Raw genomic sequence first — 15,192 nt, 5'->3', positions numbered from 1 at the left:
GAATACCCATGAAAAAATCGCGCCTCCTCAAAATCGTGCTTGGCTTATTCGCCACGTTGCTGCTGGTGCTGACGGCGATCGTCATCTTCGTGCTGACCTTCGACTGGAACCGTGCCCGCCCATGGATTAACCAGCGCGTCTCGGACAACATCGGCCGCGAATTCGCCATCAACGGCGACCTGCGCGTGCGCTGGGAACAAGGCGACGCCACTGAAGCCGGCTGGCGCCGTTATGTGCCGCACCCGCGCATCAGCGCCGCTGACGTCAGCATCGCCAATCCCACCTGGACCAGCACCGGCCCGCGCCTGGTCAGCGTCGGCAGCATTATGGCGGCGGTGCATCCGCTGCCGCTGCTGCACAAGGAAGTCGCCATCGCCGATCTGGCGGTGGACAAGGTCACCGTGGCGGCGCAACGCCGCGCTGACGGCAGCAATACCTGGACCTTCAAGGACAACGGTCCGTCCGAGTGGGACATCGACATCCAGCGCATGACGCTGGGCGAAGGCGACCTGCGCTACCTCGACGACGGCATCAAACTCGATCTGCGCGCCAAAGCCAGCGGCATCAACGAAGGCGCGGACGCGCAAAAATATGGCCTGCGCTTTGACCTCAGCGGCAGCTACCGCAACGCCCCTGTCACCGGCGGCGGCAAGGTCGGCAAAGTGCTGGCCCTGCGCGATCAACATGCCAACTTCCCGCTGCAGGCAAAGGCCAACCTCGGTGAAAACAAGATCGCCATCGAAGGCACGCTGACTGATCCACGCAAGCCGGCCGGTCTCGATCTGAAATTGACGCTGGGCGGCGGCAGCATGGCCGACCTGTATCCGCTGACCGGCGTGCTGCTGCCGGAAACGCCGCCTTACACCACCACCGGCCGCCTGATCGGCAAGAAATCCGGCGCCATCTGGAACTGGACCTACAAGGACTTCACCGGCACCGTGGGCGGCAGCGACCTGGAAGGCACGCTGGCCTACAGCCCGCGCAAACCGCGCCCGCTGCTGACCGGCGCCCTCACCTCGCGCCAGCTGCGGCTGGAAGATCTCGGTCCTACCATCGGCACCAAGGGCAACGACAAGACCGATAAAGCCCTGCCGGTCGATCAGTTCAACACCGCCAAATGGGGCGCACTGGATGCCGACGTCAAATTCACCGGCAAAAAACTGATACGTACCCACGACATCCCGCTACAGGATATTCAGACCCACATCATCATGAAGGACAAGGTGCTGACCCTAACGCCGCTCAACTTCGGGATGGCCGGCGGCGACATCACCTCCAACGTCAAACTGGATGGCCGCCAAAAGCAGATCGATGCCCAGATCCGCATGGCCGCGCGCCACCTGAAGATACGCCAGCTGTTCCCCAAACTGGAATCGATGCAGGCCAGCGTGGGTGAAGTCAGCGCCGATGCGGCGCTGGCCGGCAAGGGCAACTCCGTCTCCGCCATGCTGGCCACTTCCAGCGGCGAGCTGGGTGCTACCGTCAGCGAAGGCTCGGTCAGCAAATTCATCCTGGAAGCGGCGGGTCTGAATATCGCCAACCTGGTGTTCGTCAAACTGTTTGGCGACAAGCAGATCCAGCTCAACTGCCTGGCCGGGGACTTCGTGGTGGAACACGGCAAGGCGCAGACGCGCCGCTTTGTGGTCGACACCAAGGAAGCCGTGATTAACGTCACCGGCAGTGTGGACATGGCCAAGGAAACGCTGGACCTCGATGTGCGCCCGCAAACCAAGGGCGTGCGCATCATCTCGCTGCGCACGCCGCTGTACGCGCGCGGCACCTTCACCAACCCGGACGTCGGCCCGCAAAAAGGCCCGCTGGCGCTGAAGGCCGGCGCCGCGGTGGCTTTGGCCACCATCGTCAATCCGGCGGCGGCGATCATCCCGCTGGTCAATCCGGGCAAAGTGGAACCGGTGGATTGCGCCGCCGCGCTGGCGCAGGCCAACGAAACCCGCAAGGAAGCCAAGACCCAGCCGGTGAAAAAGCGCTAGGCCTTGTAGCCGTCCGCCGTCAGGCCGTACTTCTGCATCTTGTAGTACAGGGTTTGCTTCGGCACGCCCAGCGCCACGCTGACCGCGCTGACGCTGCCGCCAGTCTTGCGCAATTCCTGCTCGATGACGGCGCGTTCAAACGCCCCAACCTGATCGGCCAGCGGCACCGCCTCCATGCTGCGCGCCGACAGCAAGCCATCCGCGCCACTGGCCAGGCCCAGTACATAGCGTTCCGCGATGTTGCGCAGCTCGCGCACATTACCCGGCCAGCTGTGCGCCATCAGTGACTGCATCAGCGCGCCCGGCACCGGCGGCGTTTCGCGCTTGTAGCGCGCCGCCGCGCCAAGCAGGAAATGCTCAAACAGCAGCGGAATATCTTCGCGCCGCTCACGCAGCGGCGGCAGATTCAATACGATCAGGTTCAGGCGGTAGTACAAGTCGCTGCGAAACTTCTGCTGGTCCGACCATTCCTTGAGGTCCACCTTGGAAGCCGCAATCACGCGCACGTCCACCGGCACCGGCGTGTTGGAGCCTAGACGCTCGATGTAGCGCTCCTGCAGCACGCGCAGCAGCTTGACCTGCAAGCCCATCGGCAGACTCTCGATTTCATCAAGGAACAGCGAGCCGCCATCGGCATGTTCTATCTTGCCGATCTGGCGCTTGCCGGCGCCGGTGAAGGAGCCGGATTCGTGGCCGAATACCTCGCTCTCGAAGATCGTTTCAGGAATGGCGCCGCAGTTCAGCGCCACAAAATGGCGCTTGTGGCGGCGGCTGAACTGGTGCAGACAGCGTGCCACCATCTCCTTGCCGGTGCCGGTTTCGCCGTAGATCAGCACATCGGCCGGTTCGTCGGCCAGATCCAGGATCAGGCGGCGCAAGGCACGCATCGGCGCCGAGTCGCCCAGCAGCGTGGCCTCGATCCCTTCGCCATGCTCGATGCGGTGGCGCAGTGCCGCCACCTCCAGCATCAGGCGGCGTGTCTCCAGCGCGCGCTGCACCACATCCACCAGCTGTTCGGACGAATACGGCTTGGCGATAAAATCGTAGGCGCCGTCGCGCATTGCGCCAACCGCCATGGTAATGTCGCCATGGCCGGTCACCAGCACCACCGGCAGCTGCGCATCGATACCGTGCGCCGCCGCCATGAATTCCAGCCCGCTCATGCCGGGCAGACGCACATCGCTCACCACCACGCCGGCGAAACCGGGGGTGATCAGCGCCAGCGCCGGTTCGGCGGCGGCATAAGCCTCCACTGCAAAGCCCGCCAGATCCAGCGCCTGTGCGCTGCCTGCGCGCACGGTGGCATCGTCTTCAATCAGTAAAACCTTCATCGTGTCTCCTGCTGCGCCAATGGCAAGGCAATGACAAACCTGGCGCCGCCGGTGTCGGGCGCTTCGGCGCGCAACTCGCCGCCGAACTCGCGGACGATCTGTTCCGAGATCGCCAACCCCAGCCCCAGGCCCTTGCCCTGCGGTTTGGTGGTAAAAAATGGTTCAAACAAGTGGGCGCGGATCTCTTCCGGTATGCCCGGGCCGGAGTCCGTCACCGCAATCAGTGCGCGGCCGTTGGCGCGTTCCACGTTCACGGTCAGATGCCGCGTTTCGCTTTCCGCCATCGCATCCAGCGCGTTGTTGAACAGGTTGACCAGCACCTGCTCCAGCCGGTTGGTGTCGCACAACGCATACACATCCTGGTCCCGCACCGCCAGGCGGAAATTCACGCGCTCCTGCTCCACGCGCCGCTCGACCAGGAACAACGCGGAAGTAATCGCCGCCGTCACCTGCACCGCGGTCAGGCTGGCGTCGGCCTTGCGCGCGAACTGGCGCAACTGGCCGGTCAGCGCGCCCATGCGCGCCACCAGTTGCGAAATGGTGGCGAGATTACCCTTGGCCTCCTCCAGCCTTCCGCGCTCGATCAGCACCTGGGCGTTGTCGGACATGGTGCGCAAGGCCGTCAGCGGCTGGTTCAATTCATGCGTCATGCCGGCCGCCATCTGGCCCAGCACCGCCATCTTCCCGGCTTGTACCAGTTCACTCTGGGCGCGGCGCAGCTTTTCCTCGGCGGCGCGGCGCACGCTGTTTTCCTCGCTCAGGTGCTGCGTCATCTCGCGCAGGCTGGTGGTGCGTTCGGCCACCATGGCTTCCAGATGTTCGCGTGTCTGCCTGCGCTGGCGCGCATACAACACCAGCATCAGCAACAACGCCTGCAGCAGCAAGGCAAACAGGAAGACGTTGCGGGCGCTGGCGCGTGCGCTGCCCAGGTCGGACAGATACACAAATTTCCAGTGGCGCGGCATCAGCGAGTGGGTCTGGCTGAGCACCGGCTTACGCAGGTCTTCCGGCAGCGCGACGATGGTGGCCTCGCCATCCAGCCGGCGCAGTTCACGCATGCCCAGCGGCGTCAGATCATGGCCGGAATACTGGCGTGATACGGCCAGTTCCCGCGTGGCCTCCGGCGACAAGGGCGCCAGCGTGCGGTACTTCCACGCCGGCACGGAGCTGAGGAATACCACGCCGTTGGCATCCGCCAGCAGCACCTTGTCGGCGCCCTGTTCCCAGCCGCGCTCCAGCCGTTCGATGTTGACCTTGACGGTCGCCACGCCCAGCATGCGGCCGTTATGATAGATCCCGTGGGCGAAAAAATATCCCGGCTCGCCGTTGGTGGTGCCGACGCCGTAAAAACCGCCGGGCACCCCACGCAGCGCGTCGCGCACATACGGGCGGAAAGCCACATGGTCGCCGACAAAACTATAAATCGAGCGCCAGTTGCTGGCCGCCTGCGTCACCCCATCCAGATTGACGATGTAGATGGTGGTGGAACCGGACTGGCGGTTGAGCTGCTCCAGATAGGCATTGACCTCGTCGCGCAGCTCTTCGTCGTTGGGGCGCTCCAGCAGCGCCACCACCTCCTTGTTCAGCTCCAGCGTACCTGGCAGGAAGTCATACTTGGACAGCAGGTTCTCAAGACTGACCGCGTAGCCGTCCAGCCGCTGCGCGCCGGCCAGCCGCAGTCTGTCGGTGGCCGCGTCACCGGCCCAGCGCCCTGCCAGGCCGGCCAGCGCCAGGGCAACGGCCAACGCCAACGCCCACCGCGCCAGTCGCCGCACCCGCGTTCTTGCCATAGTCTTCCCTGCTGTTAGTCATGTGAGGTTAACATTAAAACACATGACGTACACCTAGGTTAACCCCGGTGCTGCCGGAACCGCTGTCGGCCGCCGTGCCGACGTGGAAAACCGCACCATTGCTGTTGCGAATATGACCATAGGCCGCGTACAAATCGGTGCGGCGCGACAGGCCGTGGCTGACGCCCACCGCCGCCTGGCGCGCGTGCTGCTGCGCGGCGGCCTGGTCGCGGTGATCGATCAGGGAGGCAAACAGCTTGTTGGTGCCGCCCAGCTGCGCGGAGAAGCCCAGCAGGGTATCGTGGCTTTCGCGGCCCAGCACATCGCGATTGCGCGCGTGGGCCGCGTGACCGGTGACGGCACCGAAGCGGTAACGTGCCACCAGCATGGTGTTACGGCTATGCGCGCTGGCCAGCGCATCCTCCTTGCGCTGGTGGGCCAGTTCCAGCGTCAGCGGGCCCTGCTCGTAACTGCCACTGGCGCCCAGATAGCGGTTCTTCACGCTGTCGCCGGCCGCCTCGCCCAGGCCATACTGCACGTCGACCAGGAAGCCGCCCACGCGCGGTGTGATGTACTCCACCGTGTTGCTGATGCGCGTGGTACCGTCAAACACGTTCTGCGCATTGCCCGCCATGCCGGTGGCGAAAGGATCGGCCACATTGTTCAAGGTCTTATAGAACGGCGTGTACTGCTGGCCGACGCTCAGCGAGCCGGCCTTGCCGCTCAGGCACAGCAAGGCCTGGCGGCCAAACAGCGCGCCGTTTTGCTTGGCCGTACCGGTGTCGATCGAATAACCGTTCTCCAGAATGAAGGTCAGCACCGTGCCGCCGCCGAGGTCCTCCTTGCCCTTGAAACCAAGGCGCGAGCTGGATGCCATGCCGCTGCCGATTTTTTGCACCGTGCCGCCCTCGCCGCCGCGTTCCAGCAACAGGCCGGCGTCGGCCACGCCGTACACGGTCAACGACGATTGCGCCTGCGCGCCCAGCGATACCACGGCCAGCGCACATGCGCCGATTACATACTTCTGCATCAATAAGTCTCCTGTTTATGAATTTTTGTTCAAGCTGCGCGCGGCACGGCAGTGGCGGCAGGCGCCGGCTCCTCATCCGCCAGCGCGCCTTCCCATTTGGCGACGACCGCGGTGGCCACCGCGTTGCCGACCGCATTGGTGGCCGAGCGGCCCATGTCGAGGAACTGGTCGATGCCCATCAACAGCAGCAGGCCGGCTTCGGGGATGTGGAATTGATTCAGCGTGGCGGCGATCACCACCAGCGAAGCGCGCGGCACGCCGGCGATGCCTTTCGAGGTCACCATCAACAGCAGCAGCATGGTGATCTGGGTGCCCAGCGACAGTTCGATGCCGTAGGCCTGGGTGATGAACAGTACCGCAAAGGTGCAGTACATCATGGAGCCGTCCAGATTGAACGAGTACCCCATCGGCATGACAAAGCTGGAGATCTTGCGCTGCACGCCAAACTGGTCCAGCGCCACCAGCAGCTTGGGATAGGCCGCCTCCGAGCTGGCAGTGGAAAACGCCAGCAGGAATGGTTCGCGGATCAGCGCGATCAGCCGGAACACGCGCTTGCCAATGAAGGCGAAGCCGCCCAGGATCAGCAACGCCCACAGGCACGCAAGGCCGAGGTAGAAGCCGCCCATGAACTTGGCGAACGTGCCGAGGATGGCCAGACCGTTGGTGGTGATCACCGACGCCATGGCCGCAAACACCGCCAGCGGTGCCAGATTCATCACGGTGCCGGTGATACGCAACATCACCTGCGCCAGCTGGTCGATCACACCGGTGAGCTGGCGCGCCGATTCACCCAGCGCGCCCAGCGCGCCGCCGAAGAACACGGCAAACACCAGCACCTGCAGGATTTCGTTATTGGCCATCGCCTCGATCGGCGACTTCGGCACCATGTGCGCGATGAAGTCCTTGAGCGTGAAGGCCGAGGTTTTCAGGCCGGTGGCCGCGTCCAGTGGCGGCAGCGGCAAGCCAAGGTGGGAGCCAAGCTGCATCAGGTTGGACAGCACCATGCCCAGCGTCAGCGAGATCAGCGACGCGATCACGAACCACGCCATGGCCTTGATGCCGACCCGGCTGGCCGCCTTGCCGTCGCCCATATGCGCGATGCCGACCGTCAACGTGGAAAACACCAGCAGCGAAATGATCATCTTGATCAGGCGCAGGAACACATCGGTCACGATGGAGATGTGGCTGGCAATGGTGGCGCTGAGCTTCTGGTCTGCGATGGTTTCGTGGCAGGCGTAGCCCACCGCCACGCCCAGCACCATGGCGATCAGGATGTACAGCGTTAACGGACGTTTCTTGTTCATTTTGCTCCTCCAGGTTTTTTGATTATCGGGCTTGGATAGCAATGCCTGTGCCAACGCAAAACGGCGCCCGAAGGCGCCGCAAGTGCTTGACTGAAAAGGAGATTCTTTAAGGAAACTACCGACACCGCCGCCAGGCGGTCTGAAAATCAAGACGCCACAGGAGGCGTTTGTATGGAAAGTTGGACAGGCGCCGCAGTGAACAGCCGGACGCCGAATACCGGTCCGGCGGTGTGGCCCGGCTCCGGATCAAAGCGTACCACCACGCTGGCCTTGCCGCTGGTGAGGCGTTCCGGCACCGGATATTCCTGGTCGATGAACACGCCCGGCTGACGGCCATACAGCTGCACATGCGCGATCCGTTCACCATCGATGCTGATGTAGAAGTCGCGATTGCGCTCCTCGCCCCAATAGCTGGCCTGCAGCACCAGCGGGCCGTTGGTGCACTTCATGCGGAAACTGAAGAAGCCACCAGTGCGCGCGTCGCGGCCATTGCGGCCGCGGTAGGACACCGGGTACGAAATATCGGACTGCAGATCGTGATCGCGCTCCGGCTGCATTTCACCGAGGTGCATCACATCGACCGAGCGCTCGGCCAGGTCTTTGAGGCGCGCCTCTTCCCGGCGGAACGCCACTTCCGACGCCGCCCATTCCGGCTCGGTATAGGTGCTGAAGTAGACCGCCGCGCGCCGCTCGTACTGCGCGAAGAACGGCGTGAATTTCATATCGCCCGGCCGGCCGGTGCCCACGCTGCGGTACACCGCCTTCGCTTTATCCACTGCCGCAAACGACCCGAGAATATTGGCGCCCACCAGCGCCGGCGCCAGACCGTTGTACGGTTTGTCCGCCGCGCCCAGGTCGGCCGCCAGCACCATCGGGCCGCGCAGCAAGGCCACCACATGATCGTTGCCGGCGGCGGACTCCAACCGCAGATCCAGCGGCAGCGACAGGCGCACCGTATCGCCGGCCTTCCAGCGGCGGCGGATCAGCAAGTAGCCCTTGTCCTTGCCTGCCCTGTGCGGTTTGCTGTTGACCAGCAGCGTGTGACTGGACGCCCATGCCGGCACGCGCAGCGCCAGCGTGTAATCGCGCGCGCCGGCCAGGCCGCGCACCTTCAGATCGATATCGCCTTCAAACGGATAGCGCGTGTTGAGCTCCAGCGCCGCGCCGGCCGCCTTCCACTCCACCGTCGACGGAATGTAGAGATTGACGAACAGCGTGTCCCCGTTCTCCCAATAGATGGAATCGCCATGCTTGGCGTGGCTCTCCATGCCGGACAACACGCAGCACCAGAAATCATTCTCCTCACTGGAGTATTCGCGCGCCACGCCGGACATCAGCGGCGTCATGTAAGTGAACATGCCGGTACGCGGATTCTGGTGCGCGAGGATGTGGTTCAGGTGGGTGCGTTCGTAGTAATCGAAATACGCCGCATCCGGCGCCCAGCTGTAAAGATGGCGCGTCATCTTCAGCATGTTGTAGCTGCAGCAGGCCTCGCAGGTCTGCTCGGTGATGTGGGCGGCGATGCTGTCCGGCGCCGAGAAGTATTCACGGTCGCCGTTACCGCCGATGACGTAGCTGTGATGCTGCGTGACGCGCTTCCAGAAGAAGTTCACCGCGTCGGCGTCGCTGCGGCGGCCCGTCAGTTCGTGCAGGCGCGCCAGGCCGATCAGCTTGGGGATCTGCGTGTTGGAGTGCAGGTTGGCCAGTTCATCCCGGCCCTGCGTCAGCGGCACCAGCACTTTGGTGTGATACAGGCGCTGTGCCAGCGCCAGCCAGCGCTTGTCCAGCGTGCGCGCATACAGCTCGGCAAAGCTCTCGTTGATGCCGCCATGTTCGCAGGCCAGCACCTGCTGCACCTGCTCGTCGTTCAAGGCCGCGAACACCTTGTCGATATAGCCGGCCAGGCCGACAGCCACTTGCAGCGCCTGATCATTGCCGGCATAGGTCTGCGCGTCGAACAGGCCGGCGAACACTTTATGCCAGTTATACAGCGGCACCCAGCACCCGTTCAGGTCAAAGCCGGCCGAACGGATTTCGCCGCGCATGATCTCGGGGAAGATCTCCTTGCCGTCCACCACCTTGCCGTCTTTGCGCTTGCGCATGAAGCCCGCCACATAGCCATCGCCCTGGGCCTGCTGCACGCGCGCCAGTTCGGCCACGATGTAGTCGATGCGCGGCTTGAGCGCCGGCGTGCCGGTTTGCGCATACATCAGCGACAGCGCCGAGAGGTAGTGCCCCAGCCCTTCGCCGGCGATCGTATCAGACTCCCAGCCGCCGTAAATGGCGCCCTTGGCCGGCAGCCCGGCAAAGCGGTGGTAGTTGTGCAGGAAGCGGTCGGCGCTCAGGCGCAGCAAATAAGCCTGGTTGGCCTGCACCGCATCCAGGTACACCGACGGCAGCAGCCGCACCGACGACAGCGGCAAGGCGCGCGCGGTGGCGGGCGCACCGCCCTGGGCCACGCTGGCGGCGTTGGCATTCATATTCCAGCCGGAGACCAGTCCCAGACTGGCGGCGCCCTGCAATATCTGTCGGCGGTGCATACGTACCCTCATGGTCAGTGTTTAACCAATAATGTACGACTTGAGAGCCGCCGGCGTCTTGTTTTGGCGCCGCGAAAAGCGTGACGAAATCGGCACAATCGCCTATGCCGGTTCTGCGCTCCATGTGCCCCAGCCGCCGTCGTAGACGCTGATGCGCGGCCAGCCCATGAGCCACGCATAGAAGAACGCCATGGAGGCGCGCCAGCCGGTGCCGCAGTAAAACGCGACCTCGTGTTCGCGCGTGATGCCGGCGGCGCGCCATTGCTGCTCAATGTCGGCGTCCGGTTTCATGGCCCCATCGGCCTGTTGGTAGGCGCTCATGCTGTTGACGTCACCGTTGTCGCCGGCGCGCGCCCAGTGGGCGCCGGGGATCTCGCCCCTGGCGCTGATGTAGTTGTAGCCGGAGGTCAGTCCCAGGTGCTCGGCCTCGGTGCGGATGCTGGCCAGTATGCCGTCCGCGCGCGCCAGCAACAGGCGCGCCTGCGCGGTATCGATGATGTACTCGGGACGCCCAGGAAACGCGGCGCCAAAGTCCTTTGCCGGCGCGGCGGCGCGCGCTGGGCCGGCCTCGCAAGGCAGACCGGCAGCCTGCCACGCATGGAAGCCGCCATCCAGCAGCCGCACGTCGCTGACGCCGGCGTACAGCAGCAATTGCGCCACCCGCGCGGCGGCCAGGTTATTGCGGCCATAGAGTATGACCGTGCTGTCATGCCGGATGCCGTGCGCCAGCAGCACGGCCAGCAACTCGGCGTCATCCACCTTCACCCACAGTGGCGCGTGCTCAATGGTGTTGGTGTCAATATAACCGGCGCCGGGAATATGCGCCCGATCGAAGGCCGCGCGCGCGTCGCAGCCGGCTTCCAGCAGCACCGGGCCGGCAGGCAGGGCCGCCAGTCCGGTTGCCGTCAGCAGTTGTCGCGCGCGCGCCAGCATGGCCTTACCAGCCGACCTTCTTGCGGATGAAATCCGTCAGCAGGCCTGCGTTGTACTGGTGCTGCTTGACGCGCGGATGACCGCCAAAGCCGTTCCAGGGGAAGATGATGGTGTCGATGCGCTGGTCGCCGCCGTCCCGCATCTGATCTACCGCCGTGCGCACATAGCCCGGCCATTTGGAGCCTTCCTGCACCGCGTCCATGCTGCCCAGCGCGCACACGATGTAGGCGCGCGGGTACAGCGCCCGCACCTTTTGTACAAAGGTCTTGTACGCCTGGATGCGCTGCTCGTCGGTTGGCATCGGCGACAGGCGTTTCTCGCGGTCGATCAGCCAGCGGTCGTTCTGGAACAGGTTGACCACCACCACGTCCGGCGTCCACGAGCTGAAGTCCCACTTGCTGTCGTTATTGCCGACCGCGTTCAGCTGGTCGTAAAAGTCCGGCATGGTGAACGGGAACCAGCTGATCATGATGCCGATGCCGCTCTGCGAGGTGATATGCGCCTCGGCATTCAGCGCGCGTGCCGTGATCGAGGCATACGACATGTAGTTGTTCTTGTCCTTCAGCAGATGGTCCGGGCCATCATCCGGCGACTCGTTGCCCATGCCGCTGGTGATGGAATCGCCAAAGAACTCGATACGGCGCTGCTTGCGCGGCGGCGGCGCCAGCAACTGGCCGCCGTCGGCCAGTTCCAGGCCCTTGAATACCGTGCTGCCCTCCTCGCCTTCGGTGCGCTTGGTGATCAGCAGGCGGTGCGCGCCCGGCTGCAAGCCGCTGGCCACCGCGTAGGTCTTGCTGCCCTGCGCCGCCTCGATCACCACCGGCTCGTCATCGATGAAGACATTGAAGAAGTTCTTGCCCAACTGGTCGTCCAGCGTGATGGACAAGCTGCTGCCGGTGAAATTGGCGGCAATGCTGGTGCCGGGCCAGGACAGCACCGGCCGCGCGCGATCGGCAAAGTCAATGCGGCCGGTGTACTGCAGCTGCGGGTTGTCCGCCCCCACCATCACGCTTGCAAACGTTTGCCCTGCCAGCAGCAAGGCTGCCAATCCTGCTTTGAACTTCATTGAACCATCTCCTTTAGTGTTGGCGGAAGCGCGCAGCGTGGCCGCTGGCGCGGAACTGCTCCACCATGTCATCAACAAAAACCCGCACCTTGGCCGGAACCAGTTTGCGGCTTGAATAATATATCGACAGCGGCCGGGTTTCGGCATGCCAGTCCGGCAGCACCCGCACCAGCTCTCCGCTGTCGAGCAGCGGCAAGGCATGCGGCAGCGGCAGCATGGCAATGCCCATGCCGCAGGCGGCGGCACGCGCGATGGCTTCCGGATCATCCAGCACCGCCACCGGGCGCACGCTGGCCACCACTTCCTGCCCGGCGCTGTGCTTCAGGGTCCACGGCATCAGCCGGCCGGTGCTCAGCGAGCGGCGCAGCAGGCCGCGATGACGCGCCAGCTCCTGCGGCGCCGCCGGCGCCGCGTGCGTCTTCAGATAGGCCGGCGCCGCCACCAGCACCACATCCACCCGCGCCAGCTCGCGCGCGATCAGCGCATCGGTCAGTTCAAAGCCGCCACCGATGCCGACATCAAAGCCCTCCGCGACCAGATCGACCTGGCGGTTATCGAAATACAGATCGGGTATCACGTCCGGATAGCGGCGCGAGAATTCCTCCAGCAGCGGCACGAAGTACTGCCGCCCCACCGTGGGCGCCAACGACACCTTGAGCGTGCCGGCCGGCTTGCCGGCGCCCTGGCTCAGGTCCGTCAGCGCATCGCCGATCTCGCTCCACGGCAGACGCACCTGCCCGTACAGGCGCTCGCCGTCGGTGGTCAGCGACAGGCTGCGCGTGCTGCGCTGGAACAGGCGCACGCCCAGCCGCAGCTCCAGCCGGTTGACGCTCTTGCTGACCGCCGCCGGCGTCAGGCCGAGCCGGCGCGCGGCCGACGAAAAGCTGCCCTCGTCGGCGGCAGCAATAAAGGCATCCAGATAGCTGCTCAGTTCGGTAAACATGCGCTCATCTTATACCATTGGTTGAAACTGTACATGCAAATTCATGACTACCGCGACAAGCCGGCGGCGACCATACTGTGTTCATCAACCAACCCGAAAGGAAACAAATCATGAACACCAAATTCAACGGTCAAGTCGCTTTCATCAACGGTGGTTCGCGCGGCATCGGCGCTGCCACCGCCCGCCGCCTGGCACGCGAGGGCGCCAAAGTCGCCATCGGCTACGCCGCATCGGCCATCGCCGCCGAAGCGCTGGTCGAGGAAATCAAGGCCGCCGGCGGCGACGCCTTCGCCATCAAGGCCGACGCCGCCGACGCCGCTGCCCTGACCCACGCCATCGACAGCGTGGCCGCCCGCTACGGCCGCCTCGACATCCTGGTCAACAGCGCCGGCGTGCTGCGCCTTGGCCCGGTGGAACAATTCTCGCTGGAAGATTTCGACCACACCGTGGCGGTGAATGTGCGTGCCGTGTTTGTCGCCACGCAGGCTGCGGTCAAGCACATGCAAGAAGGCGGCCGCGTCATCAACATCGGCAGCACCAACGCCCAGCGCATGCCGTTCGAAGGCGGCGCAGCCTACGCGATGAGCAAATCGGCGCTGGTCGGCCTGGTGAAAGGCCTGGCGCGCGATCTCGGCCCACGCGGCATCACCGTCAACAACGTGTCGCCCGGCCCGGTCGATACCGACATGAACCCGGCCGACAGCGATTTCGCCAGCGGCATGCACAGCCTGATGGCCCTGAAACGCCACGGCACCGCCGATGAAGTGGCGGCCATGGTCAGCTACCTGGCCGGTCCGGAAGCCGCTTTCGTCACCGGCGCCGACCTGCTGATCGACGGCGGCTTCGCGGCGTAAGCGTAAGCGTCAGTTCTTGCCGGCTGCCTCGACGTACACTTCGTCGGCGCAGCCGACGGTGCGGGCGCCCACCGGGCGGGCGTTCGCCACCATCTGCGGCAGGTCGCGCTCGGTGCTGAAGTCCAGCGCCAGCGAGACGCGGATCTCCTGCAGGTATTTGCGCTGCACGCACACCAGCGTGATGGTGTCGGCCACCTTCTCGCCGTAGCGCGCCTTCACGCGGTCAAAGAAATCGTTCACCTTGAAGCTCTTGCCGGTATTGCCCAGCACCAGCTTGCCCACTTCCGAATCGTTCACCACCCGCACCGCCGACACCGCCTTGATGAAATAATCGTCCGGCGGCAGCGACTGGCACTTGCCGTGCTTGTTCCACTCATAGGCGCCAAATGTGCGCTCGTAGAAGAAGTTGGGCATCCACGGCGCGATTTTCTCGATGGTGTCCTTGCTCAGTTCAAACTGCTTGCCCTGGCAGCTGCCGTACTGCGTGCCGCACTCCTTCTTGTTGGGCCACAGACCGTGCAGGCTCAGGGTTTTCGCTGCCAGCGCGCCGCTGTTCATGGCGTCGCATTCCGGCTTTTTGCCGTTGTACTTGGCGTGTTCGCAAAAGCCCGGCTGCCAGGTGATGGCCAGCACATAGCTGTCCTGCTGGTTGGGCGCCGAGCATACCGCGCCGCTGACGCCTTCGTCCGGACGGCCGGCCTGCTTGTCTTCCAGCGCCGGCGTGCCGCAGGTGCGCTGCACCCAGCGCAACGATGGTTGCGCACCTGGAACATCGACCCGCAGCCAGTCATAATCAGTTTTGTTGATTTCACGAACGGTGTAGGACGTGCCGGCCGTGACTTTCACGTCACCCGGATTGGTGCGCCTGGCGAAGGAGGAATAAGCCTCGCAGCTCTGGGTGGCGGTAAAACTGCCGCTGGCGGACTCGCTGGCGCTGCACTCCAGCGCGGCAAAAGCCAGCAGTACAACTGCGATGTAACGACGCATGACATCTCCTGAATTTGAACAAACGCCATTCTACCGGAGCACGACGGGCATTAGTCCTACAAACGCAGTGCAATCCCGCCGATACGACGCGGTCTCAGGAATGCTTACCATGAGCGCTTATCCATCCAACAGGAGGAACCACCATGAAACAGTTCCATCTCAGCGGTAAAATTGCTTGCGCCTTGATTGCCACCGTCGCCGTCATCAGCGGCTGCCAGAAAAAAGACGCGGACCAGCCACCAGTGCCTGAAGCCACCCCGGCACCAGCGGCTACGCCGGCGCCAACCACGCCGCCGACGCCAACCACCGAGCCTGGCGCCACCACGCCGAACGCCACCACCCCAGCGCCTGACGCACCTACCCAGACGCCGCCGCCGGCCACCAACGAAACGCCGCCGCCAAGCAACAACCGCTAAGCGTCAG

12 protein-coding genes are annotated in these 15,192 nt (G+C 64.3%); 3 read left to right on the top strand and 9 right to left on the bottom strand.

Features of this window, described 5'->3' with window-relative positions; translation table 11 throughout:
- The first annotated feature begins 8 nt into the window (after nt 1-8).
- Nucleotides 9-1,991 (top strand): AsmA family protein, encoded by a 1,983-nt coding sequence (locus ABDW57_RS05920; protein ID WP_343729280.1) that lies wholly within the window; start codon nt 9-11, stop codon nt 1,989-1,991.
- On the opposite strand, the gene ABDW57_RS05915 is transcribed toward ABDW57_RS05920, so the two are convergent.
- The 8 genes from ABDW57_RS05915 to ABDW57_RS05880 form a co-directional block, all read right to left on the bottom strand.
- Entirely contained in the window at nt 1,988-3,322 is a 1,335-nt protein-coding gene (locus ABDW57_RS05915; RefSeq protein ID WP_343729279.1) for a sigma-54 dependent transcriptional regulator, read from the bottom strand. The two genes, ABDW57_RS05920 and ABDW57_RS05915, sit on opposite strands and share 4 nt — an antisense overlap.
- Complete coding sequence (locus ABDW57_RS05910; protein WP_343729278.1) at nt 3,319-5,067, bottom strand: ATP-binding protein; 1,749 nt, start codon at nt 5,065-5,067, stop codon at nt 3,319-3,321. Before ABDW57_RS05910 ends, ABDW57_RS05915 begins: the two co-directional genes overlap by 4 nt.
- A gap of 79 nt (nt 5,068-5,146) precedes the next feature.
- On the bottom strand, nt 5,147-6,142 hold the full coding sequence (locus ABDW57_RS05905; protein ID WP_343729277.1) for a porin: 996 nt from the start codon (nt 6,140-6,142) through the stop codon (nt 5,147-5,149).
- 29 nt (nt 6,143-6,171) lie between these two features.
- Entirely contained in the window at nt 6,172-7,446 is a 1,275-nt protein-coding gene (locus ABDW57_RS05900; RefSeq protein WP_343729276.1) for a dicarboxylate/amino acid:cation symporter, read from the bottom strand.
- Between the two features lie 146 nt (nt 7,447-7,592).
- Complete coding sequence (locus ABDW57_RS05895; protein WP_343729275.1) at nt 7,593-9,986, bottom strand: glycoside hydrolase family 127 protein; 2,394 nt, start codon at nt 9,984-9,986, stop codon at nt 7,593-7,595.
- 102 nt (nt 9,987-10,088) lie between these two features.
- Complete coding sequence (locus ABDW57_RS05890) at nt 10,089-10,919, bottom strand: rhodanese-like domain-containing protein (RefSeq protein ID WP_343729274.1); 831 nt, start codon at nt 10,917-10,919, stop codon at nt 10,089-10,091.
- Between the two features lie 4 nt (nt 10,920-10,923).
- Nucleotides 10,924-11,985 carry an SGNH/GDSL hydrolase family protein gene (locus ABDW57_RS05885; protein ID WP_343729273.1) on the bottom strand — a complete coding sequence of 354 codons (1,062 nt, stop codon included), beginning with the start codon at nt 11,983-11,985 and terminating at the stop codon, nt 10,924-10,926.
- A gap of 13 nt (nt 11,986-11,998) precedes the next feature.
- The gene (locus tag ABDW57_RS05880) at nt 11,999-12,928 is read right to left on the bottom strand and encodes a LysR family transcriptional regulator (RefSeq protein ID WP_343729272.1); all 930 of its coding nucleotides are present in this window, start codon (nt 12,926-12,928) and stop codon (nt 11,999-12,001) included.
- A gap of 110 nt (nt 12,929-13,038) precedes the next feature.
- Between ABDW57_RS05880 and ABDW57_RS05875 the strand changes: the two genes are divergently transcribed.
- Nucleotides 13,039-13,782 (top strand): SDR family oxidoreductase, encoded by a 744-nt coding sequence (locus ABDW57_RS05875; protein ID WP_343729271.1) that lies wholly within the window; start codon nt 13,039-13,041, stop codon nt 13,780-13,782.
- Between the two features lie 9 nt (nt 13,783-13,791).
- On the opposite strand, the gene ABDW57_RS05870 is transcribed toward ABDW57_RS05875, so the two are convergent.
- The gene (locus ABDW57_RS05870) at nt 13,792-14,769 is read right to left on the bottom strand and encodes a ribonuclease I (RefSeq protein ID WP_343729270.1); all 978 of its coding nucleotides are present in this window, start codon (nt 14,767-14,769) and stop codon (nt 13,792-13,794) included.
- Nucleotides 14,770-14,912: 143 nt separating this feature from the next.
- Here ABDW57_RS05870 and ABDW57_RS05865 point away from each other — a divergent pair, with 143 nt between their 5' ends.
- Nucleotides 14,913-15,185: a hypothetical protein gene (locus tag ABDW57_RS05865; protein ID WP_343729269.1), complete on the top strand. Its 273-nt coding sequence runs from the start codon at nt 14,913-14,915 to the stop codon at nt 15,183-15,185.
- The last annotated feature ends 7 nt before the right edge of the window (nt 15,186-15,192 follow it).

This window comes from Duganella sp. (genome assembly GCF_039595735.1).
In the GTDB taxonomy this organism is placed as follows: Bacteria; Pseudomonadota; Gammaproteobacteria; order Burkholderiales; family Burkholderiaceae_D; genus Rugamonas.
Note: the sequence above shows the minus strand (reverse complement) of the source record. Positions and strands in the feature narration are given on the sequence as shown.

Coding starts and splice junctions, on each gene's coding strand:
- ABDW57_RS05920 (WP_343729280.1), top strand. CDS start 9: ATGAAAAAATCGCGCCTCCTCAAAATCGTGCTTGGCTTATTCGCCACG.
- ABDW57_RS05915 (WP_343729279.1), bottom strand. CDS start 3,322: ATGAAGGTTTTACTGATTGAAGACGATGCCACCGTGCGCGCAGGCAGC.
- ABDW57_RS05905 (WP_343729277.1), bottom strand. CDS start 6,142: ATGCAGAAGTATGTAATCGGCGCATGTGCGCTGGCCGTGGTATCGCTG.
- ABDW57_RS05900 (WP_343729276.1), bottom strand. CDS start 7,446: ATGAACAAGAAACGTCCGTTAACGCTGTACATCCTGATCGCCATGGTG.
- ABDW57_RS05895 (WP_343729275.1), bottom strand. CDS start 9,986: ATGCACCGCCGACAGATATTGCAGGGCGCCGCCAGTCTGGGACTGGTC.
- ABDW57_RS05890 (WP_343729274.1), bottom strand. CDS start 10,919: ATGCTGGCGCGCGCGCGACAACTGCTGACGGCAACCGGACTGGCGGCC.
- ABDW57_RS05885 (WP_343729273.1), bottom strand. CDS start 11,985: ATGAAGTTCAAAGCAGGATTGGCAGCCTTGCTGCTGGCAGGGCAAACG.
- ABDW57_RS05880 (WP_343729272.1), bottom strand. CDS start 12,928: ATGTTTACCGAACTGAGCAGCTATCTGGATGCCTTTATTGCTGCCGCC.
- ABDW57_RS05875 (WP_343729271.1), top strand. CDS start 13,039: ATGAACACCAAATTCAACGGTCAAGTCGCTTTCATCAACGGTGGTTCG.
- ABDW57_RS05870 (WP_343729270.1), bottom strand. CDS start 14,769: ATGCGTCGTTACATCGCAGTTGTACTGCTGGCTTTTGCCGCGCTGGAG.
- ABDW57_RS05865 (WP_343729269.1), top strand. CDS start 14,913: ATGAAACAGTTCCATCTCAGCGGTAAAATTGCTTGCGCCTTGATTGCC.